Below are 26,519 nucleotides of genomic sequence, written 5' to 3'. Positions count from 1 at the left end.
TGATGAGGCAGGGCTTGTTTGTCATGCTTGATAATAAATTATACGTCCGCTTATTCCCCGGCCAGTGCATCGCAGAAGGCTTTACCGTATGGAGGGAGGTCCGGCGGGCGGCGGGCGGATATGATGTGTCCGTCAGTCACTACAGCTTCATCCTTCCAGATAGCTCCGGCATTCTCCATGTCATCACGGATTCCTGGCGTTGAGGTAACGGTTACCCCGTCCAGGATTTTGGCGGAGATCAGCACCCAGCCGGCATGGCAGATCTGGCCGATCGGCTTTTTAGCAGCGTTGAAATCCTGAACCAGCTTCAGTACGGCACTGTAGCGGCGGATTTTATCGGGTGCCCAGCCTCCGGGCACAAGAATGCCGTCGTAATCGGCTGCGCTCAGATCATCCCAGGAGTATTCGGCTGTCGCGGGTACACCGTATTTGCCGATATAGGTTTTACCCTTCTCAAGTCCGGCCAGATGGACCTCGGCGCCTTCCTCGCGAACCCGGTATACCGGATACCAGAGCTCCAGATCCTCGAATTCATCATCCACCAGTGCGATCACTTTTTTACCTGATAATCTCATTGTCAGCAGCTCCCTTCGGATCTCGATATCCTGTTCATTCTATCAAATTTGAAATATGAAGTCATCTTTGCATAAACATTACTTTGCTTTATTGCCAATTAAATCATTTAATGCAAATCGGAAGGAGTTTGGATGCCGGAAGTCGAATATAGCTTTGGAAAAGGTAGCTTTCTGCGTTTTTCAATTTCTTCAGCCTGAGGTGTAGGAGATGTTAAAAGATAACGTTGTTAAAAAGTCATGCAACTGCGGCGGAACCATGACCATACATATGCACACCCTGATTTACAGCGCAAAGATCAAAATCACTCACGTACCCGTGTATACATGCGGGGTCTGCGCCCGTTATGAACCGTTGCCATCCATTAAGAGGGAGCTGGGCAGGCTGATCGGGGAGCTGGAGAATGTCATTCCGGGGCGGCGGCTATCTTTTGCTGAACGGAATGAGTGGGCGAGTGTGCTGAAGGAGGTCTTAAGTGCAGGCGAATTTCCCGGGGGGTTCAGTGAACTGGAGGAGAGCATCCGTGAAGCCGCTGAGGCCCGGATTGATGTCCTGCTCGATGTTTACCGGCTTGCTGTCGAGCTTGCTGATGTGAAATGGATGGAAGAAACCGGAAGCAGACTGGCGCAATTGGCAGTACAATCGGCAGAAAGCGCGAAATGAAAAGTTTTTTCTGCAAAAATGATGAAAATTTTTCACGAATGTTGGATTTTTCACGGACTTTTTGTTACCATAGTATCAGGCTCATTATTTGTGCAGGATGAACGTGCTGTATTTGCGGTTTATAGACAAAAACTTCATACTTTCACAGGACTTTTTTAACTTTGAAAGAAATTTGAAAGGAAAATGAAGCGTTATCATTGCACAATTGTACAAAGTGTCGTATCATAATTTTAATTAGTCGAACGATAAAATTTATCGCAATGGAGAGAGTAATTTGACGGTAACCATTTACGATGTAGCTCGCGAAGCAGGCGTATCTATGGCTACGGTATCACGGGTTGTGAATAATAACCCTAACGTGAAGCCGCAGACCCGGAAGAAGGTATTTGAAGCAATTGAACGTTTGGGCTATCGTCCAAATGCCGTGGCGAGAGGTCTCGCCAGCAAGAAAACGACAACCGTAGGAGTTGTCATTCCCGATATCTCCAACTCGATTTTTGCGGAAATTGCCCGCGGGATTGAGGATATCGCGAACATGTATCATTACAACATTATTTTGTGTAATGCGGACAAACGCAAAGAGAAGGAAATCCGTGTAATCAATACGCTTCTGGAGAAGCAGGTTGACGGGCTGCTCTTTATGGGCGGTACGGTAACGGAAGAGCATATCCAGGCGTTCCAGACCTCGGCTGTTCCAATCGTGCTTTGTGCAACCCGCGACGAGAAGGGCACCTATCCTTCGGTTGATATCGACCATGAGAATGCGGCTTTTGATGCTGTGAACACGCTTATCCGTCACGGGCACCGTGAAATAGCGATGATCAGCGGGACGCTGCAGGATCCGGCTAACGGCTATGCGCGGTTCCAGGGCTACAAGAAAGCACTGGAAGCTGCTGGAATCGAGTATCAGGAAGACCTGGTGCGCATCGGTAACTACCGTTACGAATCCGGTGTCGAAGCGATGAAGTACTTCCTTGGCCTCAAGAAGAAGCCGACAGCCATCTTTGCTGCAACTGATGAAATGGCGATTGGCGCCATCCACAGCATTCAGGATGAAGGTCTGAAGGTTCCTGATGATTTCTCGATCATCAGCGTAGACAACATCCGCATGGCGTCCATGGTTCGTCCGCTGCTGACTACTGTAGCTCAGCCGATGTATGACCTGGGTGCGGTTGCAATGAGACTTTTGACCAAGCTGATGAAGAAGGAGACCGTTGAGAATCCGCGGGTTATTCTGCCGCATGAGACTATTCTCCGCCTCTCTGTCAATCACGTGAACAAGTAAGAATCTTTTATAGAGGTACGTAGAAAGCTCCTTCGGGAGCTTTTTATGTTGCCCGGGGTGAATGGTTTCAGATTCCCGCGACAGCGGAGGTAACGGAGGAATATCGATTGAGTGAGGTTATCGGATTAATAGGCGCGATGGATGAGGAAATTGAGCTGCTGCTCAGCAGCATGGACAACAAGCAGACTGCAGTCAAGGCAGGGGTTACATACTATTCCGGCGACGTTTTTGGCAGAAAGGCGGTTCTCTGCAAATCAGGGGTCGGCAAAGTGAATGCGGCAGTCACCACGCAAATTCTGCTGGATACGTTTGGCGTATCAAGGTACTCTTTACCGGAGTGGCCGGAGCGGTTCATCCCCTTCTTGATATCGGCGATATCGTCATTTCCTCGGCCTGTATTCAGCATGATATGGATGTGTCGGCGCTCGGCTACCCCAAGGGGGTTATTCCGTATCAGGAGGTGTCTGTCTTTACCGCAGACGAGAAACTGGTGAAGCTGGCCGAGCAGGCCTGTAAAGAGCTGAAGCAGCATTATGTAACGGGTATTGTGCTTTCGGGGGACCAGTTCATCGCCAGCAGTGAAGCGGTCGAAGCGCTGTACCGGGATCTGAACGGCGCTTGCGCAGAGATGGAGGGGGCGGCTGTTGCCCAGGTCTGTTATATGAATGAGGCTCCGTTTGTTATCATCCGTTCCATGTCGGATAAAGCCGACGGTTCAGCCCATTTAAGCTATAATGAATTTACAGTCAAGGCAGCACGGTCCTCACATGCCATTCTCGAATATATGCTGAAAGCGGCGGAGCTGTAAAGATTAATCGGCTAATACATAAAACGCTGCCTGAAGCGGACTCTGTCAAAGGTCTCCTGGGAGGACAAAGGCACCCTGCTGCCGATCCGGACCATCAGGCAGTTGGCCGGATGTGAGCAAATCTCCGGATCATCGGTGCATACCAGACCATCCCCACAGATTTCATCAGCTTTTCCATCATGTTCCGGTATGCCCATACATCCAGACCGCTGCCTTTAAGGTCCCAGTGCCAGTAGTACTCTGTAGTGAACACAATGTAATTCTCCAGCTGTTCCTTCTCAAAAGCGGAGGCAAGCATCTGCCTGCCAAGTCCGCTCCCCCTGTAACCATCGGCTACCTCTATTGCCCCCAGTTCAATCAGATCAGGCATATTGGCCTGTGACCACAGCTCCAGCTCATCCGGATAATGAAAAGTGACATAACCAACCAGGATCTGGTCACAGACGGCGGCAATTACCCGGCCTTCAGATAATTCGCTGATTTCTATTAGGGCCTCCAGCTGCTCATGCGGTTTGCGGAATGCATCAAGATCGGGATGAATAGTGAGGCTGTGCAAAAAGGTTGAAGACACAGGGCCGCTCACGGTGATTAGGCTATTGTTATGCAGGAGGGTGTGCGAGACTGGGATTTTACAGTGCTCCATGTACCGGGCTCCTTCCGTCTAACTAAATTATGGAATGAAATCGCTTACTGTGTTATACTGATTCCGACATAAAATATTCACAATTATCGCATTGACAGTTGGCGGGTTAAAGAATTCCCGCTTTTCAAGCTTAAATCAATCCAGCAGGGGAGGCAAGAGTAATGGGGCAAGTCCACGATGAAATTTTGCCGGGCCGTGTAGAACATGCTAATATGCAGGATTATACCCTGGCAGTGCAGCAATTCCGGTGGGAGGATGTAGAGCGGACTTTTTCCTGGTATCACACCGGCAAGGTGAATATGGCCCATGAAGCGATTGACCGCCATGTCTCGGAAGGACGTGGTGGATCCACTGCCCTGATCTACAGCGATTCGTCCCGGGAAGAGCGGTATACCTTCGCTGACCTCCAGGAACATTCCAGCCGTTTTGGTAATGTTCTGCGCAAATACGGCGTGGGCAAGGGAGAGCGTGTTTTTATTTTTATGCCGCGCAGCCCGGAGCTGTATTTCAGCCTGCTCGGTGTCCTCAGGGTTGGGGCAGTGGCAGGGCCGCTGTTCGAGGCGTTTATGGAGACAGCTGTAAAAGACCGGCTGGAGGACAGCGGTGCGGTTGCTCTGGTGACTACACCGGAGCTGCTGAAACGGGTGAGACGGGAGGAGCTGCCTGCACTCCGGCATATTATAGTAGTTGGCGGGGACGTAGAGGAGCAGGGAATCATCAGCTATGAGGCGGAGATGGCGGCAGCGAAGGCGGAACTGGAGCCGGAATGGCTTACCCTGGAGGATGGCCTCATTATGCATTATACCTCCGGTTCTACCGGGAAGCCCAAAGGGGTCTACCATGTACAGAGAGCGATGATCCAGCATTATTATACAGGCAAAATTGTGCTGGATTTGCGGCCAGATGATATCTACTGGTGTACCGCAGACCCCGGATGGGTTACCGGCACCTCTTACGGAATTTTCGCGCCCTGGCTGAACGGTGTTGCCAATGTGGTGCGGGGCGGACGCTTCAGTCCGGGAGACTGGTACAGAACGATTGAGCGCTTCGCTGTCACCGTCTGGTACAGTGCGCCTACAGCATTCCGCATGCTGATGGGTGCAGGGGAGAACAGCCTTGCCGGAATCGATCTGGCAGCCTCAGGCATGTGCTGTCAGTAGGAGAGCCGCTTAATCCGGAGGTGGTACGCTGGGGCGATAAAGTCTACCATCAGCGTATTCATGATACGTGGTGGATGACTGAAACCGGAGCCCAGCTGATCTGCAATTATCCCGGGATGGATATTAAGCCGGGGTCCATGGGACGCCCGCTGCCAGGCATTGAGGCAGCCATTCTCGATGACAGGGGTAATGTGCTGCCGCCGTATTCGATGGGTAATCTGGCGATCCGTACGCCCTGGCCTTCCATGATGGCGAAGATCTGGAACAACCAGGCTAAATACGATGAATACTTCCGGATACCCGGCTGGTACATCTCCGGTGATTCTGCTTATATGGACGAGGACGGGTATTTCTGGTTCCAGGGCCGGATCGATGATGTAATCAATTCCTCAGGGGAGCGCATCGGCCCCTTTGAGGTGGAGAGCAAGCTGGTAGAGCACCCTGCCGTGGCTGAGGCAGGGGTTATCGGGAAGCCCGATTTGCTGCGGGGAGAGATTATAAAGGCTTTTATATCGCTCAGAGAAGGCTATACAGCGACTGCAGAGCTGAAGGATGAGATTGCGGCCTTTGTCAAAGCAGGGCTGTCTGCGCATGCTGCCCCCCGTGAAATTGAGTTCAAAGAGAAACTGCCCAAGACCCGTTCCGGCAAAATTATGCGCCGCGTGCTGAAGGCCTGGGAGCTGCAGCTTCCGGCAGGCGACCTCTCCACCATTGAGGATTAATCCGATAGGAAGATACAAAGAAACACCGGTTCCTGCATTCAGCGGGAACCGGTGTTTCTTTGTGTTTGATATCTTATTGGGCATTGCCGGAGCCGGCATTACTGTTGCCGCCGGTTGCGTTGTTAACGCCGCCGGTAGGTACTTCTTCGCTGCCCGGCGATTCTATGATGATCATACCTGGATCTTCTACAGTACCGTCAGACGGCTGGCCGCCTTCAGGTGTAGCCTCTGCTCCCGGAAGGATATCGGGGGTTGGCGTCGGCTCTGGTGTCGGGGCAGCGCCGCCGGCAACACTGCCTGAAGCTGTCTCATGCCCTGCTACGTCCACAGCTGTGACATAGAAGGTGGCGTTGACATTCTGCGGTGTGCCCGGTTTGAAGACGGTGCTCTCGCCTGCAGAAATGACCGCCTGCTTCTGGAAGGCGCCTCCGTTCAGGGAACGGTACAGGCGGTAGCCTACAACATCCGGCGAGCCGCTTGCGGTAAATGAAATGACAGCCTTACCTGTGCTATAGGAGACACTGACATTGCCGGGAGGTGAAGGAGCCGTACCATCATCGACACGCGGGTCAACCTCGGTCGGGAAGTCGGTTTTGGCATCCGCAGGCAGATAATACTGCAGCGATTCATGCTCCTTCATCCCCTCGAAGGCTGCCTGCAGCTCCTTGATGAGATCCTGAATCGGCTTCTCCCGCTTGACGACGATCTTCTCCTTGAGGAAATCGTCTGGTGTACCTTCGAGCGGCAGGTAGTTCACACCATTGTAGGTAATGTATTTAGCTTTGGAGATGCCGTCATCACTGCCCTGCGGCACATATTTGGCATTAAACAGGTCTGTTGTAAACTTATCGGTCAGATCAGTCGGCAGCTTGCCGCTGTATGCCGAGACCGTCTTCTTGACTATCTCTTCAGGCTGAGCGAACTCCTTGGTTACAAACAGATCCGGCTGCTTGTCGATTACGGCGTTCATGACCTTGGCCCACAGTGTCTGGGCCTGCCGCTTCTGGGTATCGCCCTGAAGCGTGTTGATCTGCTCCTTGTAGCCGACCCACATGCCGAGTGTTACATCTGGTGTGTAACCCATGAACCAGACATCGCCATAGTTTTGAGTGGAACCGGTTTTACCGACAATCGGCACTTCCTTGAAGTGTTTGTAAGTGCTTTTTACGGTGGAAGCTGTACCCTCTGTAATGACAGTCCGCAGCATGTCTGTCATCAGATAAGCCGTCTGCTTAGAGAACACCTGCTCCGGATTCACTTTATGCTGGTAAATGATTTTGCCCTGGGAATCGACGATCTTCTCAATCATGTAGGCATCATTAAAAGCGCCGTTGTTGCCGATTGAAGAATAGGCGTTCGTTAATTCCTCGACGGATACTCCGTAGCGGAGACCGCCGATAACCCCGGTCTGCGCATGGTAATCATCATCCTGAATAGTGGTTATCCCCAGCTTCTTGGTAAAAGCCCAGGATTCTTCAATGCCGACCTTGTCGTTAAACAGCTTCAGAGCCGGCAGATTGAGTGATTTGTTAAGAGCGTAACGGGCCGTAACAAGCCCCTGATAGCGGTTGTTGGCATTCTTTGGAATATGAAAGCCCTTGGTGCCGTCCTTCAGGATAATCGGGGCATCGTCCAGGATGCTGGCCGGCTGGATCAGACCGCTGTCGAGCGCAGGCAGGTAGGCTGCGATCGGTTTCATGGTAGAACCCGGCTGACGGATCATCTGCGTGGCATAGTTCATCTGTTCAATATTAAAATCACGGCCCTCTATCATTCCAAGGATGGCCCCGGTCTTGTTGTCGATCAGCATACCGGCCGTTTGTTCCTTGCCTCTTGATTCACTGTCCTTCGTAAAATTATCACTGTCTTCCGAAATGCTGTGCATGGCGCTGTATACTTTTTTGTCAATTGTGGTGTATACGCGGTAACCGCCGGTCATCAGCTGCTGACGTGCTTCCTCAAGCAGGACTGTGTCGTTGCCGGAGGCTGTTGAACCTTCAGCGCCCTCCGTGCTTTCTGTATCATTCTTGTCTTCATTGAGGGACAGCAGAATTTCCGCTGCCTTGCGCTCTGTTTCCAGCATCAGGTAAGGGAAGGTGGCATAAGCTTTCTTCGTATGCGGAGCCAGAGAAGCCTGGATATCAAACTGCAGCGCTTCATTGTACTGTGATGTCGTGATTTTGTTCTCTTCAAGCATCCGGCGCAGCACAAGCTTCTGGCGCTCCATGGCCCGGCCGAAGGCCGTCTCGTTGAATTCACCTACGCCGTTGAAGGCGGAATACTTGGAGGGAAGCTGGGGAAGCCCGGCCAGGTAAGCGGCTTGAGCGACATTGAGCTTGTCGAGATCATCCAGCCCGAATATTCCTTTGGCTGCTGCCTTGATACCGTAAACATTGTAGCCATTGGAGCCGTTTCCGAAGGGAACCTTGTTAAGGTAGGCTGTAAGGATTTCCTGTTTGGATAAAAAACGCTCCAGGCGCAGTGACAGTAAAATCTCCTTGACCTTACGGTCTTCTGTGCGGTCAAGGTTAAGAAATACACGTCTGGCCAGCTGCTGGGTCAGGGTGCTGCCCCCGGTCTGGACGGACTCGTTAAGCAGCTTCTGCTTGACGGCACGCAGGGTGCTGCTGAAATCAATTCCTACATGTTCGTAGAAATTGTTGTCCTCAATGGCGAGAACGGCATCGATCACCAGCTGCGGAATATCATTAAATTCAATAAGCCTGCGGTCTTCTTCGGTACGGAGCTGGCCTATCGGCTGTCCGTCACGGAAATAAGCAAAGCCGGTAATGGCGTTCTGGCTGACCTGCTGCTGAATCAATTCCTCTGAGCGTACAGGATCGTCCTTCACAATCGAAGTGACATAGCCTGCCACGGCACCGCCGGCAAACAGAAGGCCCAGGATGCCGAGTATGAACATCCATTTTACGACTGAACCGAACCTGCGGAGCCAGGATCTGCGCGGGGGACGCTGTTTTGCGGTCTTCTTCTTTTTCTCCTCAACCATCGACGATAATCCTCCTTTTAACGGAACTATTATAGCACAATTTGCCGGTTTTGAATGCGCTTCTGCCGGAAAGTAAGTTTAAGGAACTGTTGACTTTTAGAATCCTTACATGGTATAAAATTACTTAAATTGGATACGGACAAAAGCGTTGAAGGACATCAGTAGAAGGTAAGCCATGTGTTTCAGAGAGCCGGTGGGTGGTGCGAACCGGCACCAGGCCCCTTTGAATTACAGTCTGGAGCTGTCCGGAGGAACACGGGTGCTTTGGAGGCCTGCCAGTAGTCCGGAACCGGGGCATACCCGTTATGATAATGAAGTGAAGGATCTGCTGCTGCTTCTCTCATGGCGGGGATCTTTAATTAGGGTGGTACCGCGAGCCGTCTGCTCGTCCCTTTAGGGATGAGCAGAGGCTCTTTTTGCATTCAACTGGGACAATTTGAAGGAGGACATGGTATGAATTGGGAAGATTTGACCCCTGCGCAGCAGCGGGAGGTGGAGTGCCAGCTGGAAACGGCCGTTCGCGGTGCAGCGGAAATCGTGCCGGTGGAGGAACTGAAAACCAAGCTGGTGAAGTCAGTGGGAACGGGGGTGCCGCTCAACATTAAGCTGGGGCTTGATCCGTCGGCACCTGATATTCATATCGGGCATACTGTTGTTCTGCACAAGCTGCGCCAGTTTCAGCAGTACGGTCATCAGGTGCAGCTGATTATCGGGGATTTTACCGGAATGATCGGAGACCCTACAGGCAAATCCGAGACGCGAAAACAGCTCAGCAAGGAGGAAGTTCAGCGCAATGCGGCAACCTACCGGCAGCAGATTTTCAAAATTCTTGATCCGGATAAAACCAGCCTGCTTCTCAATTCGGATTGGCTAACTCCCATGGACTTTGCTGAGGTTGTCAATCTGGCGGCAAAAGTAACGGTGGCGCGGATGATGGAGCGGGATGATTTTACCAAGCGGTTCCAGGCCGGGCAGGCAATCAGTGTGCATGAGTTCTTCTACCCGCTTATGCAGGGAATGGATTCGGTGGTGAACAGTACGGATATCGAGATCGGCGGCACAGACCAGAAGTTCAATATTCTTATGGGCCGTACCCTGCAAAAGGAATACGGGGCGGAGCCGCAGGCTGTTGTCCTTATGCCGCTGCTTGAAGGCCTCGATGGGGTCAGGAAGATGAGCAAAAGCTTGGGCAACTACATAGGCATTGATGAAGCACCGGATGAAATGTACGGTAAAACAATGTCTGTGCCGGATGAGCTGATGCTGAGATACTTCGAAATGGCGACCGATCTCAGTAATGAGGAACTGGCGGCGCTGGAGCGGAGCCTGGATTCAGGAACTGCCCATCCGCGGGATGTGAAGATGCGTCTGGCCCATACGCTGGTCCGGATGTACCATGGGGCAGAAGCGGCAGAGTCCGCACAGCAGCATTTTGTTACGGTCTTTCAACAGCGTGCGCTGCCGGAGGAGATAGATACCTACAGCCTTGCTGCCGCAGAGCTGGAGAACGGTACCCTTAAGCTGGTTAGGCTGCTGACGCTGCTCGGTTTTGCGGAGACAAATAGTGAGGCCAGACGCAGCATCCGGCAGGGGGCAGTGAAGCTTAATGGAATAAGGCTGGAGGAGCAGGCTGTAGAGGTCAGTCCGCAGGATGGGGATATTATTCAGGTAGGAAAGCGCAAGTTCGCCAGGCTGAATCTGATGTAGAAGACTACAAAAAAAGCCTCCGGAGAACCGGAGGCTTTGATCGAACCAATCTTAACGGTTGTAGAACTCGACGATTTGCTTTTCATCGATATCCTGGGACAGCTCGGCGCGTTCTGGCAAACGAACATATTTGCCTTCGAATGCTGCATCAGCATATTCCAGGTAAGCTGGAAGGTGATTGCGGTTTTCCAGAGCTTCCTTGATGGACTTCATGGAACGGCTTCTTTCGCGAAGACCGATTACATCGCCAACGCTTACACGGTAAGAAGCGATGTCGACTTTTTTGCCGTTTACAGTTACGTGGCCATGGGCTACCAGCTGACGTGCGCCTGCACGGGAGTTAGCAAATCCAAGACGGTAAACCAGGTTGTCCAGACGGCTTTCGAGCAGGAACATGAAGTTTTCGCCCGCGATACCCTGGAGCTTCTGAGCTTTGGAGAACAATGTGCGGAATTGCTTCTCGCCCAAACCGTACATGTGACGGAGTTTTTGTTTTTCCAAAAGCTGCATTCCGTAGTTACTTACTTTTCTGCGTTGGTTAGCGCCATGCTGTCCCGGAGGGAAAGGGCGTTTCAGGTCTTTGCCTGTACCGCTAAGGGAAATGCCCAGACGGCGGCTGAGTTTGAATTTAGGTCCGGTGTAACGTGCCATATTAAAGTAGACTCCTTTATAATTGAAATTTCATGGTAGGGCCTATTTGTGCCGCAACCGTCTTCGTGAAAGCGTGTATTTGGTTTCACTCTGCCGGGGAAGTTCAGCCGCTGCCCTGGCAGTAACGGGATGCGTGAGGGTGACACAACGTTACGCCCAAGTAAGACTTCTTATCAGTCTTGTTCAACAATAAATATTATATGAAAACAACAGGCAAAGTCAAGTTCTTCTTTTATAAGATTTTGTCTATCTTTGTCGTTAGTTCTTTGGTCCTAAAAAAAATCCCGGGTTTTAGGAAAATATAATGCATTACAGGAAGAAAGGGAGTAAAATATAGCTAATTAGATGTTATCGGATATATTTTAATTTGAGATGCAAAGGGGATCCTAGTTATGTCGGAACAGGAAGCATGCGTTCAGAAAGATACACGTATGCTGTTGCAGGACACAATGCAATCAAGCGGAGACCCAGGTGATCCCGCCGCGTGGCTGAGGGAGACGGATATCGTATCCTATGATTTCCCGTACGCAGGCCAGTTGCTTGCAGAGAGTTTCAGAGAATGGCGGGGGCTGAATGTACCTCCGTTTGCGAAGCTGTGGGATTGGTGTGTGCTTAACTATAGAGGAAAATGGATTGAAGCGGCTGACGGAACCGGTGCGCAGAGCGGGCTCTGGAGAACAGAGTGGGAAAAGGGCGCAGCCGGCAGCCTAGACTCACGGGAGCCTGTTACATTCGCCCCAGAAGTTCCGGCGGGCAGTTCCGGGGTGCAGCTGCTGGTGATCCCTGTGTTTACCAGAAGCAAAGGTGAAATCTTCGCCCTGCTTGGCTGTGCAATGCCGGCTGAGCAATACGAACAGGGCGGACGGCATACGGCGGAAGCGATGGCGATGCATTACCAGACCTGCTTTTACCGCAGGTTCGAGCATGTATTTGTCTCTGATCTGGCAGGCGTCCACCTGCATGCCGAGCGGGAAAGCAGCCGCCGATCCCTGCTGTTCCAGATCGTTCAGCGGATGCACGACAACATTGACGTCAACGCTGTGCTGACCGAGGTGATCGACAGCATATCGGCAATGTATCCGGGTGCGCGGCTGGAGCTGTTTATGTCCCAGGATCACCGCAGCACCCACCCGCAGGTCAAACCGCTGCCGTTGAGCTGGGGCATGGACGATGTCTGCGCAAAGGCATTCAAGGACGGGCGCGTGTCTCTGCATGCCGGGCGTGATAATAATTCTGTAGAGATCGGCCTGCCGCTTGGCGGCAAGCAAGGGATATACGGCGTATTTCACATGATGCTGGACAAGCCGTCCTTCCCGGATGTAGATCTCCGTTTTCTGACCATGATCGCTGATACTGCAGGAACAGCTTTCGAAAACGCCAAGCTGTATGAGCGCTCGAACCAGCTGATCCGCGAGCTGCGCATGAGCAATGAGCTGACCCAGCGCCTCAATCAGAGTCTGCGTCTCGGGGACATTTTCCAATACGCCTTTGAAGAGCTGCTGGAGATGTTCGGCGCCGATTACTGCTGTATACTGCACCTTAATGAAGAGAAGGGCGGGCTTGAAGCGATCGCCTGCAACTTTCCGCGCTGCGCGGAGAGATCATCGAAACAGGCAAGGGACTGGGCGGGCAGGTATATGCACTGGGTGAGCCGCTTATTTTATCAGAATACAGCAATACCGCAGGCGTTTCTTCCCGGCTTATGACCGCAACGGAGTCGCAGTCGGTGATTGCAACTCCGCTGAATGTGGGCGGAGAGGTCCGGGGCGCGATTATGCTGACTCACCGCGAGCCGCATTACTTCTCCTATGACAGCTTCCGTCTGCTGCAGGCGATGGCCGGCCACATCGGACTCGCTGTCGGCAATGCCCGCCTGCATGCTGAGGTTCGCTATCTGGCGAACCGGGACAGCTTGACCGGCCTGTACGCCCGTCACTACCTGGATGAAGAGATTAAGGAGCGGCAGACAAAGGACTTCTGCGGAACACTGGTTGTAGTGGACATCGATCAGTTCAAGATGGTGAACGATACATACGGTCACCAGAAGGGTGACAAAATTCTGAAGCAGGTAAGTGAAATTGTCAAATCTTCCATCCGGCAAGGTGATATAGCAGCGAGGTGGGGCGGTGAGGAGCTCGCGGTTTATCTGCCGCAGCTTGGTATCCAGCAGGCCCGGTTCGTGGCTGAACGGATCCGCAAGCGGGTGATGGGTGAGACGGAGCCGCGGGTCACTGTATCCTGCGGAATCGCAGAATGGAGCTGGACGGATGAGCGGGTAAGCGTGGAGTCGCTCTTTTACAGAGCGGATATGGCGCTTTATGAGGCAAAGAATAACGGGCGGAACCAGGTAGTGATTGACGGTAAAAATTCGGATGTAAATATAAAGAATCCTTAGGCCACAGGCCCAAAGGGTTCTTTTTTGATAGATAAGAATGCGGCCTCTGCAAAGTACCGGATCCAGCTTCCATGTTAAACCCCACTTTGGGTTTATAGTGCATAAGCCTGTGATAGAAGGAGAACCTAGAAAGATAACCGATCAGGAAAGGCTTGGGTGCCATGAAAATACCGGTCTTGTCTCATAAGCAAAAGCTCTCGGCGGTTCTGGCTCTGCTGCTGCTCAGCGGCTGCACAATGCCCGGCGGCAAGCCGGCCGCGGAGGAGTTGAATCTGGCTCTGGCCGGAATGGACGGAAAAGATGCCGTTACGTTTGAAGGTTCGGCGGCACTGCTGATAGCGGGGAAGCCTGTACCGGAGTCTGCCCTGTATTATGGAGGCAAAGTACAGGACCATACCCGGATCAGCCTGTATTCCCTGCTTCCGGATGAGGCGGGGGAGACCAGGGCGGCAAATGTGCAAGGCGTGAAAAAGTTAGGCCGGGGCAAGGCGTCCGCTCCCTCCTTCTATACAAAGCTGGAGAAGAAGAACGGAGAGTGGCTGCCTCAGCAATCCGGTGAAGCCGGCAGGCTTGCCGGACTCAACCCACTGCGGCAGCTGGAGGAGCTGCAAAAGCCGGACACGCAGGTGACTGAGGAATCCGGTTCATCCGGAGGGACCCGGGTGCTGCGGATCAGGTTAAGTCCTGATGAAGCCAAGCGGCAGCTGTCTGAGGAGCTAAAACGGGAAATGCAGGCAATCCGGCAGGAGTCAGACGCTGAATCTGCAGGGCAGACTGCTGAGGTCAGGGAAGCGATGAATACGCTCTGGACACAGAAATCCAGGGAGCTTGAACAGCGGTTAGATGAAGCTGAAGTGACCTCAGTCTATTTTATGAAGGTGGACACCAGGCATAGCCTGCCCAAGAGATTGACCTGGACGCGGACCATCCGTTATCCGGGGATGACAGATCCCGCAGCCGGGGAAGCGTATGTGACCAAGGTGGATTTTTACGGCTATCAATAGAACGTTACCTGACACAGAAGGCTTGCGCTGAGTAGAGGGCGTGCTACAATAGAACGGTATGCCATTTTTATGTAAGAGGAAGGAAGAGAGCAGGATGAAGGATCCGAGAATTCAAAAGCTGGCGGCAAACCTTGTGGGGTATTCCGTAGACGTGCAGCCTGGCGAAAATGTGCTGGTCGAGATGATCGGCAGTGAAAGAGATTTGATCAAAGCTGTTGTGGAGGAGGTCGGCAAAGCCGGAGGCCATGCCTTTGTCCAGCTGACTGACCGCACCGTCCTGCGCAGCATGCTTAAATATGCCACCCCGGAAGGGATCAAAACCTGGGCTGAGATCGACCTGAACCGCATGAAGCAGATGGATTGCTATATCGGCATCCGCGCCGGCGAGAATGTCAACGATCTGGCTGATGTGCCGGAAGAAAATATGAAGCTGTACAATTCACTCTATTCTCATCCGGTACATAGCGAGCAGCGGGTTAAGCATACCAAATGGGTAGTTCTGCGTTATCCTAACGCGAGCATGGCTCAGCTGGCCAACACCACTACTGAAGCTTTTGAAGACTTCTACTTTGAAGTATGCAACCTGGATTATGCCAAAATGGACAAAGCCCAGGATGCCCTTGCGGAGCTTATGCGGAAGACAGACAAGGTGCGGATCACAGGTCCCGGAACAGAGCTCACCTTCTCAATCAAGGGAATCGGTGCGGAGAAATGCTCCGGCCAGAAAAATATCCCTGACGGTGAAGTCTACAGCGCCCCTGTCCGCGATTCCGTTAACGGGACGATCAGCTATAACGCGGCCACGCTGTATAACGGCATCACTTTTGAAAATGTGAAATTCCGCTTTGAGAACGGAAAAATTGTGGAAGCGACCAGCAATGATACTGCCCGCCTTAACGAAATTCTTGATTCCGACGACGGCGCACGCCATATCGGTGAATTCGCAATCGGCTTCAATCCGTACATCCTGCACCCGATGAAGGATATTCTGTTCGATGAGAAAATCGCCGGCAGCCTTCACTTCACTCCGGGGCAGGCTTATGATGTGACCGACAACGGCAACCGTTCCTCGATCCACTGGGATCTTGTGCTGATCCAGCGTCCCGAGTACGGCGGCGGGGAGATTTATTTTGATGATGTGCTGATCCGCAAGGACGGAATTTTCGTGATTCCGGAGCTTGATGGTCTGAATCCTGAAAACCTGAAATAAAATGTAATCAACAGAAAACACCTTGCGCGAGTAAGCGGATTCAAGGTATCATGGAGTTGGTTACAAATGAACAAACGAACTAAGTTTTTCTAATCAAGTTGCGGAGGGATTCCTATGTCCAGTAACAATGCGGCAATCGTGGATATTGCCCAAACGGCAAGCCAGTTCAACTCATCAATCGTCCTTCAGGCGGACAACAAGTACATTGACGTTAAGAGTATCCTTGGGTTGTTTACAACCCTGGTTTCCAGTCAAAGCTACGAACTTCATGTTCACGGCACTGATGCCGAAGAAGCAAAGAAAGCAATGAGCGAAGTTTTCTCCAAGCACGGTCTGAATTTTACTGTTGTTGCTGAGTAATCTATCAGCCTCAAAGACGTCCTGCCTATGCGGCAGGGCGTTTTTTTGCAGTCGCGAAACTGAATTCTTGTATTGAATCTCAATTTCGACTAATATTAAACTAAATAGCAGTAACAGCTGTAACTTTTGGACATGGGGGGGAAAATGCATGACTTCATCGGATTTGCAGGAACAGCTTAATCTTAAAGCAATTACTCTTCTACAAGAAGATGCCGATAAAATTCAGAAGCTCATCGAAGTGCAGATGGAGAATCTGGCGACTCGTTACTGCCCTCTCTATGAGGAAGTGCTGGATACCCAGATGTACGGCTTCTCCAGAGAGGTCGATTTTGCGGTCAGGGCGGGGCTTGTACCAGAGTATACAGGTAAGCAGGTACTGAGTGAGCTGGAGCGTAATCTGGCTGTACTGTACGAGGCGCTGAACAAGAAGGCGGAAGAGCGCGGGAATTAGGCTGAAGCTTCCATCTGTTCATAAAAACGCACATGAGGGTTATTGACCGCCCATGTGCTTTTTTTGTTGTACAGAAATGGTGGAGAATGAGCCTATACGAGGTAGAAGGAGACTCCAAGAATCATATAGACCGCGAGCAGCAGCAGCCCTTCGTACCAGTTGGTGGAACCGTCCTGTATAATTGATTTGGCTATAAACACAGAGACGGCGATGGCTACAATCTCTATAGTCGTAAAGACGATGTCCATGGTATTGCCCAGGAAGTAGCTGGCGAAGATGAGGACAGGTGCTACGAACAGAGCGATCTGCAGGCTGCTGCCGACAGCGATCTCTACTGCAGCCCCGATTTTGTTCTTCATAGCCAGCATAATTGCCGCACTGTGCTCAGCCGCATTCCCGATAATAGCGACCAGGAACGCACCGACGAACAGTTCACTGAAGCCGAAGCGCTCGGTCAGCGTCTCCAGCGTGCCGACCAGCCATTCGCTGACAAAAGCGACCATTACAGTAGCCAGAATCAGATACAGGATGGACTTGCCCTTGGACCAGGCAGGAGCATGCTCGTTAGGAAGCTCCTCTGCGCTTTCATCCGTTACATCGGCCAGATATTTCTTGTGGGTAATCATGGAGAAGATCAGCCACGCCATATAAGATGCAATCAGCAGACCCGCCACAACAAGACTCAGCACATCCGTGTCCCGCTCGGTGATGGAGTGGGTGTTAAAGAACATGGCGGGAACAAAGAGGGCTATAACTGCCACGATCATCAGTGAGCCGTTGAGTCCGGCCAGGGTGACGTTGAAATTCTGAACCTTGAACTTCATTCCCCCTGCAAAAATGCTCAGGCCCAGCACCAGCAGCAGGTTGCCGATAATGGAGCCGGTGAGACTTGCTTTCACCATGTCAAACAGCCCTTCCTTGACCAGGAAGAAGGCAATGATCAGCTCTGCGGCATTTCCGAAGGTGGCATTAAGAAAGCCCCCCAGCCGCTGTCCGGCATAGTGGGCTACGCTTTCGGTTGCCCGTCCGAGGAAGCCGGCTACAAAAACAACCGCAACTGCGGATAACACGAATTGCAGCGTGTGATCCCAGTCCGCATAATGTCCGACTGCGCTTAAGATAAAAGTGATAATCAGCAGCGCCGGAGAAATCCATTTTTTCAAGTGAAACACACCCCGATCTTTGTATGTAGGTTAAATTCATATTTCAATATACCCAAATTAAACCAGAGTGTAAACGGTGCTGCAGAAGTCATTTGCTTTTTAGCCTGTTTTCGAATTACAATAATTGATAATGAGTGTAGGGGGGATATGGCATGGCGGAACAACTTCAACTTGAAATGGGAAACATACGGATATCCAATGATGTCGTCTCAAAAATTGCCGGACTAGCGGCATTGGAGACTCCGGGTATAGCGGCCATGTCAGGCGGCTTATCCGAAGGCTGGGCCAAGCGCCTCAGCGGCAAAAATGTGCAGAAGGGCGTCACTGTCGAGGTCGGACAGCTTGAAGCTGCAGTGGATCTGCGTATTATCGTATTGTACGAGACACCGATTCATGAGGTCTGCCGGATGCTGCAGCAGAACGTGCGTGAAGCGGTAGAGAGCATGACAGGGCTTCATATTGTTGAGGTCAATGTAAAAGTAGAAGGCGTTGCCTTTAAGAATGACGAAATCTCGTAAGCCAAGAATGTAAAAAGGCAGTCCGGAATTAGCTTTCCGGACTGCCTTTTTGTATCTTGTGAAGCTTGAAGAGGCAGATTTAGCGGCTGGCGCGTACCTGTCTGACGGTGGTTACAGATTTGGTGACCTCTTCTTTGGCCGGACGGTTGGTTTCACGCGAGATGCTTAGCATAATGCCCATGCAGAACATTGTTACGACCAGTGAAGATCCGCCGTAGCTGATGAACGGAAGGGTGACCCCGGTAAGCGGGATCGTCTTGGTGACGCCGCCTATGTTGACAAAGGCCTGAATGGCGATCAGCCCCATGACCCCGATACCGACCAGCGTACCAAAAGGATCGGTGCACCTGAGGGCAATCATGATTCCCCTCCAGATAAAGTACAGATAGACTAGCAGGAAAACAGCCGTGCCGATGAAGCCCAGCTCCTCGCCGATAACGGCGAATATAAAGTCTGTATAAGGGTAGGGCAGATAATGAAGCTTCTGGATACTCTGCCCGAAGCCGGCGCCGCTTGTACCGCCTTCTCCCAGTGCCGTCAGGGACTGGAGGATATTGTAACCCCCATCTTCAGGATCCTTAAAAGGATCAAGAAAGGCCTCGATGCGGTCCATCTTGTAATTTTTGTCTGCTGCTACTGTGGCTGTCTGCGGCGACAAGGAGTCTATAGCAGTCTTGGCACCCATGACAATACCCACGCCGAGCACGAGCAGTGCAATCGAGGCGATAATATGCTTCATACTGGCGCCGCCAGCGTAAATGACGAGTCCGCTGGTTGCTACAAGGATAAGACAGGAGCCCAAATCCGGCTGCATCATGATAAGACCTGCGACAATACCGACAATGATCATGACCGGGATATAGCCTGTGCGCAAATCCCGCAGCCGCTCACCCTTTTTGGTTATCAGCGCAGACAGGTACAGAATAATGGAGATTTTGGCAGCTCCGTGGGCTGGATGCCGAGGCCACCGATGTTGAACCAGCTCTTGGCGCCGTTGGTGCGCTCAGTGAAGGCTACCAGCAGCAGCAGAACAAGCGTAAGCAAAAAGATCGGGGCATACCATTTCTTGAATTTGCTGTAGTGGATATTCATCACAGTAAACATTACAACACTGCCGACCACAACCCACTGGATCTGATTCTTAAGGAAGTACAGCGGATCGTTTCCGAACTTTTCACTGGCCAGCGTGAGGCTGGAGCTGGAGCTGAACACCATGACGAGTCCGAAGCCTACAAGCAGCAGAGTCAGGATGAGCAGCTGGAAATCGGGTGTGCCTCTTTTGGGCAGGCTGTTTTTTTGTTTGGTTTTTCCTTTTACGGTGTTCAAGCTTCAAGCAGTCCTTTCAGCTCAAGAATGCGCTGTGCTGCATTATCCAGTACGGGCTGAGGGACCGGGGATTCGTACTCCAGGCCATGGGGAAAGGTGGCCTTGCCCAGGTAAACGGCTTCAATCGCAAGCACGGCATCGGGCTTTTCCAGCTTGCCTTCGACGGCGCGTGTGTTAATCCGAAGGAAATATTCGCCGCCGTTCTGGTGATCCTCAATCTTACAATCGTAAGTAGCCCTGTAGTATTCCCATTGCCAGCGGATAAATCCGGCTTTGGCCGCACTTTCATCCAGATACTGAAGGTCGCTTTGCAGTCCTACGAGGCCAGTGTTCTCAAATATCATAGCGCACATATCCCCCTTGTGAAGTATAATGATAATTTCGTAGCAATATTATAGATGTTCTTCCTCATGATAGTATGTTTCCAGGGGTTGTGCAAGGCAGACCGGCTCTGCAGATACACAGTTTTTTGCGATTCTGCTACAATATAAACACTCGGGAGAAGGGAATGGAACCGTAATGGATAAAAGAGAGATTGAACAGCTGCTTCCGGACATGGTGGAATGGCGCCGCCATCTGCACCGTCATCCGGAGCCGTCGTACGAAGAGAAGGAAACATCGGCTTTTGTGGCGGCCAGGCTGGCCGCGTTTGGCATAGAGGTGAGGCGGAGCAAAGCCGGTTACGGACTGACCGGAATTCTCAAAGGGGGCAGCCCGGGCAAGACGGTGGTGCTGCGTGCTGACATGGATGCGCTCAACATCACAGAGGAGAGCGGAAGCGAATATGCTTCGCAGAACCCCGGCGTTATGCACGCCTGCGGGCATGACGGGCATACGGCGATGCTGCTTGGAGCTGCGGCCTATTACAGCGCCCGCCGGGACGAGCTCAAGGGTGAGCTGCGCTTCCTGTTCCAGCCGGCGGAGGAGATCTGTCCGGGCGGGGCAAAGGACATGATCGCCGAAGGCGTGCTCGAGGGAGCGGATGCCGTCTACGGGCTGCATCTGTGGACACCGCTGCCGCTGGGAACGGTCGGCAGTGCGCCGGGCCCGCTGATGGCCTCGGCGGACGAGTTCTTCATTGATATTACCGGGAAAGGCGGACACGGCGGGATGCCCCACCGTACGGTAGACAGCATTGTAGCTGCCGCGGCGCTGGTAACCCAGCTGCAGACCATCGTCAGCCGCAGTGTGGATCCGCTGCAGCCGGCTGTCCTCAGCATCGGAACGATCCAGGGCGGTACAGCCCAGAACATCATTGCGGAGCGTTGCCGGATAACAGGGACTGTCCGGGCTTTTGATGAAGAGACAAGATATATGATCCGCCGCAGAATTGAAGAGATGGCGGCTGCGGTTGCCGCGGTCTACGGGGCGGAAGCCAAGGTGGATTACCTGATGGGGTATCCGCCGCTTGTCAATGATGAAGCGGAGTTCAGCCGGTTTTTCCGGGTTGCCCCTGAAGCGCTTGGGGATACAGTACAGGTTATACAAATGGAAAAAATCATGCCGGCTGAAGATTTCGCTTATTATGTCAAGGAGATTCCCGGCTGCTTTATCTTTGTAGGCGCAGGGAATCCGGATAAAAATGCCGTATACCCGCATCATCACAGCAAATTTGATTTTGATGAGGATGCGATGCTGCACGGCGCCAGACTGCTGGTGGCACTTGCTGACTCCTGCCTGAATGAATAATTGTTCTGACAGTGCATAATTCGCCAGAATGAGGGGAACCTACTTCCGTATATTACGGAGCAGACAGGAGGTTCTTTTGTGAAAACAGTCCGGGAAGTGATGACATCGCAGCCTGCAGCGGTTACGCTGCTGGACAATGTCTATGAAGTTGCCGTCAAAATGAGAGACTACGATACCGGGTTTATTCCTGTAGTGGATTCGGAAGCGGGAGGAAAGCTCATCGGGGTTATTACGGACCGGGACCTGGTTCTCAGAGGGTACGCGGAGAAGCACCCGGGTTCTTCCTCTGTGGAGACCGTGATGAGCAGCAAGGTGGTCTCCATCGAGGAGTACGCTACTGTAGATGAGGCCGCTGAACTGATGGCTTCGGAACAAATCCGCCGCCTGCCGGTAACACGCGGCGGCAAGCTGATCGGTGTGGTATCGCTTGGCGATTTGGCTGTAAAACGAATCTTTGCCGACGAAGCGGGAGAAGCGCTGAGTGAAATTTCGCAGCGCCAGCTGCATTGAAGAGGGCAATAAGGGGAGCTCATATCCGCAGCAATGCGGAGATGGGCTTTTTCCTGTCTGTCTGTTTCAGAACAGCTTACAGTGACAATAGACAGGAGGCGATGCTATGAACGGATCCGGGGCATGTATTGCCCGCAAAGACAAGACGGTGCTGCTGGAATGCGGACATCCGGGATTCGAGGCCGCAGGTAAAGAGCTTGCAGATTATGCGGAGCTTGTAAAAAGCCTCCCCGCCTATCACACCTACCGGATCACTCCGTTGTCCTTATGGAACGCTGCAGCAGGAGGAAGGACGGCGGAGCAGATTATCGCCAGTCTGCGGAACCTGGCAAGATGGGGGATTCCGGCCGGGCTGGAGGAAGAAATCGGCAGACTGATTACGCGGTACGGGAGACTAACGCTGCATGCCAATGCAGCCGACAGCCGGCTGGTGCTGCTGCGGGCCGACAGCGCGTCGCTGCTGGATGAACTCGAAGGCTGCTCCGGACTGGACGCGCTTCACCTGAAAAGAAGCGGTGCGCTGGAATGCTTATGCCCTGCGGGCTGCCGCGGGCTGCTGAAGCAGGAGCTGACAAGACTGGGGTACCCGGTGCTGGATTATGCCGGCTACCGGGAAGGACAGGAGCTGAGCCTTGTCTGGAAACAGGAGGGGGCCAAGACTGCCGGCGGCAATGAGGCTGACTTCGGGCTCCGGGCGTACCAGGAGGAAGCAGTCCGTCTGTTTTACGGAACGGGCGGCAGCGGTGTCGTTGTCCTGCCCTGCGGAGCGGGCAAGACGGTCGTTGGTCTGGCGGTAATGGAAAAGCTGCAATGCGAGACGCTGATCCTGACTTCCAACACAACCTCGGTTGAACAGTGGAGGGAGGAGCTGCTGCAGCGGACCAGCCTTACGTGTGGTGAGATCGGGGAGTATACCGGTGAACGCCGGGAAGTACGGCCTGTCACGCTGGCCACCTATCAGATGCTGACGCACCGCCGCTCCAAAGGAGAGAATTTTGTCCATATGAACCTGTTCAATGAACGGAACTGGGGCCTGATTATCTATGACGAGGTCCATCTGCTTCCCGCTCCGGTATTCCGGGCTACCGCCGATATTCAGGCGACGCGGCGTCTGGGACTGACTGCAACGCTGGTCAGGGAGGACGGCCGCGAGGGGGATGTCTTCTCGCTGATCGGGCCGCGCTGCTATGAGCTGCCCTGGAGATCACTGGAGCAGCAGGGCTGGATCGCCTCCGTCGAATGTGTGGAGCTGGTCGTGCCTATGAATCCGGATCTGCGAAGCCGGTATCTCTATGCCGGAAGCAAAGAGCAGTTCCGGCTTGCGGCCGGCAATCCGTCCAAGGCTGCGGCGGCTGCACGGATCATTGCGGCCCATGCAGGCTCAAAGGTGCTGGTAATCGGACAGTACCTGGATCAGCTTAATGAGCTGGCCGCCTGCCTGAATGCACCTCTGATAACCGGGAAGACGCCGCAGCGCGAACGCAACGAGCTGTATGCCGCGTTCAACGAGGGTACGCTTAAGGTGCTGGTGGTATCCAAGGTAGCCAACTTTGCAGTTAATCTGCCCGATGCCTCGGTTGCCATCGAGGTCTCGGGCGCCTATGGCTCCCGCCAGGAGGAGGCGCAGCGGCTGGGCCGGATTCTGCGTCCCAAGCAGGGCGAGAACAGGGCCTATTTCTATACCCTGGTTACCGGTGACAGCCGTGAACAGGAATTTGCACTGCGGCGCCGCCTGTTCCTGACAGAGCAGGGATATGAATATGCGGTTAAAGCGGCCGGACCGCCGGAGGAGGCGATGTCATGATGACGCTGAGCCCATCTGCCTTGGAAGTGCTGGGCCGGATATGTGCCGCTTATGCAGACAGGCCGTTCGCAGCGGAGAAGGCCGAGCGGCTGCGTCCTGAAACACTCTGCCGCGCTGAGCTGCAGCTGGCCATCCTGGAGCTGCGCCGGGCAGGGCTGGTTGAGCTGCGCCAGAAGGTGTGGGGCGAGCAGTTGTTCCAGATTCCGCCGCGGCAGCTGGCGGCGGTCCAGCAGGAGTATTTCGCCTGCAAGCTTGAGCCGGTGACAGGTGAACACGTGGCCGTTGAGTGGCCGGCTGAGGCGGGACTGGCGGCGCAGCTGTTCCGGACGCTGGTGTTCATCCGCCAGGAGGGGCTTCCGCTGACTGCCAAAGGCGGTATCCACAAGAAGCATTCCGGCCGGCTGGCTGCCCTGCTGCCTGTGCAGGACAGGCATCTGCAGGGGGTATTCACGGGATCTCCGGCCTATGAGTCGGTGCCGCTTCCTGTTACGGTGCTCCTGGATCTTGCGTTAACGCTCGGACTGGTCAGGGCCGGGGATAAAGCCTATCAGCTGGAGCAGGATCTGTTGCAGAGCTGGCTGGACCTTGATGAATCACAAATGACAAGCCATTTGTACAGTGTGATTCTGGAACGTTATCCTGCTGAGGAGCCTGCCCTGCAGCATTTGCGCTATCTTTTGCCGTCTCCTGCTTTTATGCCGGGCAGCTGGTATACGCTTAGCAGTCTCCTGAGTTTCATGCAGCAGACCGGCCTTGCTGCCGGCAAGGAAGCAGGGATACTGCAGCAAGGGTGTCTCAGCTGGCTGCAGTGCATGGCCGGCTTTGGCTGGTGTGAGCTGGGAATGACGGGCAGCGCAGAAATCTGTTTCCGGTGGACCGGACACAAGCCGGTGCTGCCGCCGGGATGCTGCAGGCTTCCGGCCCCGGCGCCGGTTCCGCTCATCCCTTACCCGTTGGCGAAGCAGCTGGAGGGAGTTTTATCATCCAGCCGGATTTTGAGGTATTGGTTCTTCCGGATGTCTCCTACCGGCTTCGCTGGGGGCTTGCCGGCTGTGCGCAGCTGCTGAATATAGACGACTGGATATGGAGCTTCCGGCTGAGCCGGGAAGGGCTGGAGGAGGCAGCCGAACGGGGGCTGCCTCCTGAGGAGGTGGCCGGCTGGCTTGCCGCCCATGCCCGCGGCGGGCTGCCTGATCAGGTCAGGCAGTCCCTTGCCCAGTGGTCGCGCAGCATCGGCCGGACCGCCTGGTCACAGGTCATCCTGCTTGTCTGCCAGGATGAGGCGGACGCTGCCGACATTGCAGCGCATCCACGGCTCGGGGAGAGCCTGACCCGGATCGCCCGCTTCATTTCATTGTGCAGCAGGGCCATGCAGAACAGGTGCGCAGGGAGCTGGCGGCAGCCGGCCTGGCGCCGCCGCGGCAGATCGGCGGAACCGGGGAACGGGACGAGGCACATCCGCTGTGTCTGCCTGATGACGCCGCCTGCGCCGGGTCGGCTTATGTACTCCCTTCACCGGAAGGCGCTTCCGGCCTGTTCGGAAGCAGGACTGTGCTGCGGACAGTGCCGGCAGCGTCAGACGGGGCAGGAGAGCCCTTGCTTCCAGGGGAGGACAGCATTCCGCAGATGTGGGTAAGGGAATGGAGAGAATACCATACAACTACGGCTCAAAAGGTGATGGAACAGGCTTTCCGGTGGGGGATTAAGGTCCGCTTGTCTATAGACGGGGAAATCTGTGATTTCATCCCTGAGCAGCTCCGCGGGCATCCCTGGAGGGTCGCCGGCGGCCTGATGCCTGCCGGAACCGGGCAGTGTGAAGAAGCAGAGCTGGCGCCGGGTGACTGGAAGGAAATGAAGCTGCTGCTCCCGCAGGAGCTGAGAAATTCTTCTTCTGCTTAGGTGACTGGTTATGTTATGATAGGATAGTCTACACATTACTGTAGAACATCAGTACAGAAAAGAGTTGACGTTCATGAGCGTAGCGGAATTGAATACGGTCGATATGGCCGAAGTGCTGACATACGCCTATGAATTAGGCGATATGATTAATCAATCCGCTGAAGTGTCGGATTATTTATACTGGAAGGGGCGCGTAAGCGCCAATCCCGAAATCCAGGCCATGGTCAGACGGCTGCAGAGCAAGAAGGAGCTGTTTGAGGAGACACAACGCTTCGGGCATTTTCACCCGAATTACCATATGGCCAAGGACGAAGTGACAGCAGTCGAGAAGGAGCTTGAGATGTTCGAAGAGGTCGTCCGCTTCAAGCAGGCGGAGGCGACGCTGGACGATATTTTACACTCAATGTCGGAAGCGATCGCTTTCTCGGTATCGGAGAGCATCAAGGTGCCAAGCAATGATCCGTCGCCAAAGGGCGGATGCGGCAGCGGAGGCAAGTGCTCCTGCGGATAAGCTGCCCCTTGCAGGGGAGAGAACGAAAGGGCGGATGAGCTTATGTTTGCGGAACGGACAGGATATATCGTATGGGTCAGCGATGTCAAGGCGGCACGCAACCTTGAGAAATACGGAACATTGCATTATGTCTCCCGGAGGATGCATTATGCGGTAATGTATGTGAACGCAGAACGTGCGGAAGAAGTGATGAAGAACGTCCGCAGACTCTCATATGTGCGTAAGATCGAAAGATCCTACCGCAATGAACTGAAGACGGAATACACCAGCAACGGGCAGGACAAGTCACGTTATTACGGCTTGTAGGATAAGTTCATAGGCGGAATGGTATCAGGAAGCAGGCGCTCTAAGCGTCTGCTTTTTGCTTTGAACAGAAACAGGCCATAAATAAAGTGGACGATTGTCGATATTTGGCAGGATATTTAATCACCGCTTAATACTTTGCGTATATGCTTGTGCT

The 26,519-nt window shown here is 53.3% G+C and carries 23 protein-coding genes, 4 pseudogenes and 1 other annotated feature; of the genes and pseudogenes, 20 read left to right on the top strand and 7 right to left on the bottom strand.

All coding sequences use genetic code 11. The features are described 5' to 3' along the window. Nucleotides 1–50: 50 nt before the first annotated feature. Nucleotides 51–575, bottom strand: coding sequence for a type 1 glutamine amidotransferase domain-containing protein (locus AWJ19_RS23700; protein ID WP_068727594.1), 525 nt, complete (start codon nucleotides 573–575; stop codon nucleotides 51–53). A 208-nt stretch (nucleotides 576–783) separates the two neighbouring features. Here AWJ19_RS23700 and AWJ19_RS23695 point away from each other — a divergent pair, with 208 nt between their 5' ends. The 3 genes and pseudogenes from AWJ19_RS23695 (at nucleotide 784) to AWJ19_RS23685 (ending at nucleotide 3,329) form a co-directional block, all read left to right on the top strand. Further along, nucleotides 784–1,236 carry a hypothetical protein gene (locus AWJ19_RS23695; RefSeq protein ID WP_068727593.1) on the top strand — a complete coding sequence of 151 codons (453 nt, stop codon included), beginning with the start codon at nucleotides 784–786 and terminating at the stop codon, nucleotides 1,234–1,236. Between the two features lie 274 nt (nucleotides 1,237–1,510). Continuing rightward, nucleotides 1,511–2,521: a catabolite control protein A gene (gene ccpA / locus AWJ19_RS23690; RefSeq protein ID WP_068727591.1), complete on the top strand. Its 1,011-nt coding sequence runs from the start codon at nucleotides 1,511–1,513 to the stop codon at nucleotides 2,519–2,521. Between the two features lie 107 nt (nucleotides 2,522–2,628). Beyond that, nucleotides 2,629–3,329 (top strand): annotated as a pseudogene (locus tag AWJ19_RS23685) (5'-methylthioadenosine/adenosylhomocysteine nucleosidase). An 11-nt stretch (nucleotides 3,330–3,340) separates the two neighbouring features. On the opposite strand, the pseudogene AWJ19_RS23680 reads toward AWJ19_RS23685, so the two are convergent. Next, a pseudogene (locus AWJ19_RS23680) lies at nucleotides 3,341–3,972 on the bottom strand (GNAT family N-acetyltransferase). 212 nt (nucleotides 3,973–4,184) lie between these two features. Between AWJ19_RS23680 and acsA the strand changes: the two are divergent. Beyond that, nucleotides 4,185–5,854, top strand: a pseudogene (gene acsA, locus AWJ19_RS23675) (acetate--CoA ligase). A 73-nt stretch (nucleotides 5,855–5,927) separates the two neighbouring features. On the opposite strand, the gene AWJ19_RS23670 reads toward acsA, so the two are convergent. Beyond that, entirely contained in the window at nucleotides 5,928–8,861 is a 2,934-nt protein-coding gene (locus AWJ19_RS23670; protein ID WP_068727589.1) for a transglycosylase domain-containing protein, read from the bottom strand. A 139-nt stretch (nucleotides 8,862–9,000) separates the two neighbouring features. Then, nucleotides 9,001–9,257, top strand: a binding site (T-box leader). Between the two features lie 57 nt (nucleotides 9,258–9,314). On the opposite strand from AWJ19_RS23670, the gene tyrS reads away from it, so the two are divergent. Next, nucleotides 9,315–10,568 (top strand): tyrosine--tRNA ligase, encoded by a 1,254-nt coding sequence (gene tyrS / locus AWJ19_RS23665; RefSeq protein WP_068727588.1) that lies wholly within the window; start codon nucleotides 9,315–9,317, stop codon nucleotides 10,566–10,568. Between the two features lie 51 nt (nucleotides 10,569–10,619). Here tyrS and rpsD read toward each other — a convergent pair whose 3' ends face one another. After that, complete coding sequence (rpsD, locus tag AWJ19_RS23660; RefSeq protein ID WP_068727586.1) at nucleotides 10,620–11,219, bottom strand: 30S ribosomal protein S4; 600 nt, start codon at nucleotides 11,217–11,219, stop codon at nucleotides 10,620–10,622. A 449-nt stretch (nucleotides 11,220–11,668) separates the two neighbouring features. On the opposite strand from rpsD, the gene AWJ19_RS36845 reads away from it, so the two are divergent. From AWJ19_RS36845 to AWJ19_RS23635, 6 genes are all read left to right on the top strand, one after another. Next, nucleotides 11,669–12,925 carry a hypothetical protein gene (locus AWJ19_RS36845; RefSeq protein WP_241781859.1) on the top strand — a complete coding sequence of 419 codons (1,257 nt, stop codon included), beginning with the start codon at nucleotides 11,669–11,671 and terminating at the stop codon, nucleotides 12,923–12,925. Next, the gene (locus AWJ19_RS36840; protein WP_347231147.1) at nucleotides 12,808–13,614 is read left to right on the top strand and encodes a sensor domain-containing diguanylate cyclase; all 807 of its coding nucleotides are present in this window, start codon (nucleotides 12,808–12,810) and stop codon (nucleotides 13,612–13,614) included. Before AWJ19_RS36845 ends, AWJ19_RS36840 begins: the two co-directional genes overlap by 118 nt. 161 nt (nucleotides 13,615–13,775) lie before the next feature. After that, nucleotides 13,776–14,618, top strand: a complete 843-nt coding sequence (locus tag AWJ19_RS23650) for a hypothetical protein (protein ID WP_128083679.1) — start codon at nucleotides 13,776–13,778, stop codon at nucleotides 14,616–14,618. A gap of 94 nt (nucleotides 14,619–14,712) precedes the next feature. Beyond that, nucleotides 14,713–15,828, top strand: coding sequence for an aminopeptidase (locus tag AWJ19_RS23645; RefSeq protein ID WP_068727582.1), 1,116 nt, complete (start codon nucleotides 14,713–14,715; stop codon nucleotides 15,826–15,828). Between the two features lie 114 nt (nucleotides 15,829–15,942). Then, complete coding sequence (locus tag AWJ19_RS23640; RefSeq protein ID WP_039872573.1) at nucleotides 15,943–16,188, top strand: HPr family phosphocarrier protein; 246 nt, start codon at nucleotides 15,943–15,945, stop codon at nucleotides 16,186–16,188. Between the two features lie 148 nt (nucleotides 16,189–16,336). After that, nucleotides 16,337–16,639, top strand: coding sequence for a YlaN family protein (locus AWJ19_RS23635; protein WP_068727580.1), 303 nt, complete (start codon nucleotides 16,337–16,339; stop codon nucleotides 16,637–16,639). Nucleotides 16,640–16,731: 92 nt separating this feature from the next. Here AWJ19_RS23635 and cax read toward each other — a convergent pair whose 3' ends face one another. Further along, nucleotides 16,732–17,802, bottom strand: coding sequence for a calcium/proton exchanger (gene cax, locus AWJ19_RS23630; protein WP_068727577.1), 1,071 nt, complete (start codon nucleotides 17,800–17,802; stop codon nucleotides 16,732–16,734). A 152-nt stretch (nucleotides 17,803–17,954) separates the two neighbouring features. Between cax and AWJ19_RS23625 the strand changes: the two genes are divergently transcribed. Beyond that, a complete protein-coding gene (locus AWJ19_RS23625) occupies nucleotides 17,955–18,320 on the top strand; it encodes an Asp23/Gls24 family envelope stress response protein (RefSeq protein WP_019911482.1) in 366 nt (121 codons plus the stop codon). Between the two features lie 79 nt (nucleotides 18,321–18,399). Here the strand turns inward: AWJ19_RS23625 and ftsW are convergent. Continuing rightward, nucleotides 18,400–19,646, bottom strand: a pseudogene (gene ftsW / locus AWJ19_RS23620) (putative lipid II flippase FtsW). Continuing rightward, a complete protein-coding gene (locus AWJ19_RS23615; RefSeq protein ID WP_068727575.1) occupies nucleotides 19,643–19,990 on the bottom strand; it encodes a YugN family protein in 348 nt (115 codons plus the stop codon). Before AWJ19_RS23615 ends, ftsW begins: the two are co-directional and overlap by 4 nt. Nucleotides 19,991–20,165: 175 nt before the next feature. Here AWJ19_RS23615 and AWJ19_RS23610 point away from each other — a divergent pair, with 175 nt between their 5' ends. The 8 genes from AWJ19_RS23610 to AWJ19_RS23575 all read left to right on the top strand — a co-directional run bounded on the left by AWJ19_RS23610 (nucleotide 20,166) and on the right by AWJ19_RS23575 (nucleotide 26,365). Continuing rightward, a complete protein-coding gene (locus AWJ19_RS23610) occupies nucleotides 20,166–21,335 on the top strand; it encodes a M20 family metallopeptidase (RefSeq protein ID WP_068727567.1) in 1,170 nt (389 codons plus the stop codon). 78 nt (nucleotides 21,336–21,413) lie between these two features. Further along, on the top strand, nucleotides 21,414–21,845 hold the full coding sequence (locus AWJ19_RS23605; protein ID WP_068727565.1) for a CBS domain-containing protein: 432 nt from the start codon (nucleotides 21,414–21,416) through the stop codon (nucleotides 21,843–21,845). 106 nt (nucleotides 21,846–21,951) lie between these two features. Next, nucleotides 21,952–23,649 carry a DNA repair helicase XPB gene (locus tag AWJ19_RS23600; protein ID WP_068727563.1) on the top strand — a complete coding sequence of 566 codons (1,698 nt, stop codon included), beginning with the start codon at nucleotides 21,952–21,954 and terminating at the stop codon, nucleotides 23,647–23,649. Next, nucleotides 23,646–24,716 (top strand): hypothetical protein, encoded by a 1,071-nt coding sequence (locus AWJ19_RS35385; protein WP_068727560.1) that lies wholly within the window; start codon nucleotides 23,646–23,648, stop codon nucleotides 24,714–24,716. Before AWJ19_RS23600 ends, AWJ19_RS35385 begins: the two co-directional genes overlap by 4 nt. After that, entirely contained in the window at nucleotides 24,653–25,285 is a 633-nt protein-coding gene (locus tag AWJ19_RS23590) for a helicase-associated domain-containing protein (RefSeq protein WP_068727559.1), read from the top strand. Before AWJ19_RS35385 ends, AWJ19_RS23590 begins: the two co-directional genes overlap by 64 nt. Beyond that, nucleotides 25,276–25,548, top strand: a complete 273-nt coding sequence (locus AWJ19_RS23585) for a hypothetical protein (protein WP_068727558.1) — start codon at nucleotides 25,276–25,278, stop codon at nucleotides 25,546–25,548. Before AWJ19_RS23590 ends, AWJ19_RS23585 begins: the two co-directional genes overlap by 10 nt. A gap of 73 nt (nucleotides 25,549–25,621) precedes the next feature. After that, nucleotides 25,622–26,059: a YlbF family regulator gene (locus tag AWJ19_RS23580; protein WP_068727554.1), complete on the top strand. Its 438-nt coding sequence runs from the start codon at nucleotides 25,622–25,624 to the stop codon at nucleotides 26,057–26,059. Between the two features lie 42 nt (nucleotides 26,060–26,101). Beyond that, nucleotides 26,102–26,365: a YlbG family protein gene (locus tag AWJ19_RS23575; protein WP_039872590.1), complete on the top strand. Its 264-nt coding sequence runs from the start codon at nucleotides 26,102–26,104 to the stop codon at nucleotides 26,363–26,365. The last annotated feature ends 154 nt before the right edge of the window (nucleotides 26,366–26,519 follow it).

Origin of the sequence: Paenibacillus sp. DMB5 (assembly GCF_001517085.1) — a bacterium.
Taxonomy (GTDB): domain Bacteria; phylum Bacillota; class Bacilli; order Paenibacillales; family Paenibacillaceae; genus Paenibacillus_AQ.
This window is presented reverse-complemented; position numbering and strand designations above follow the sequence as displayed.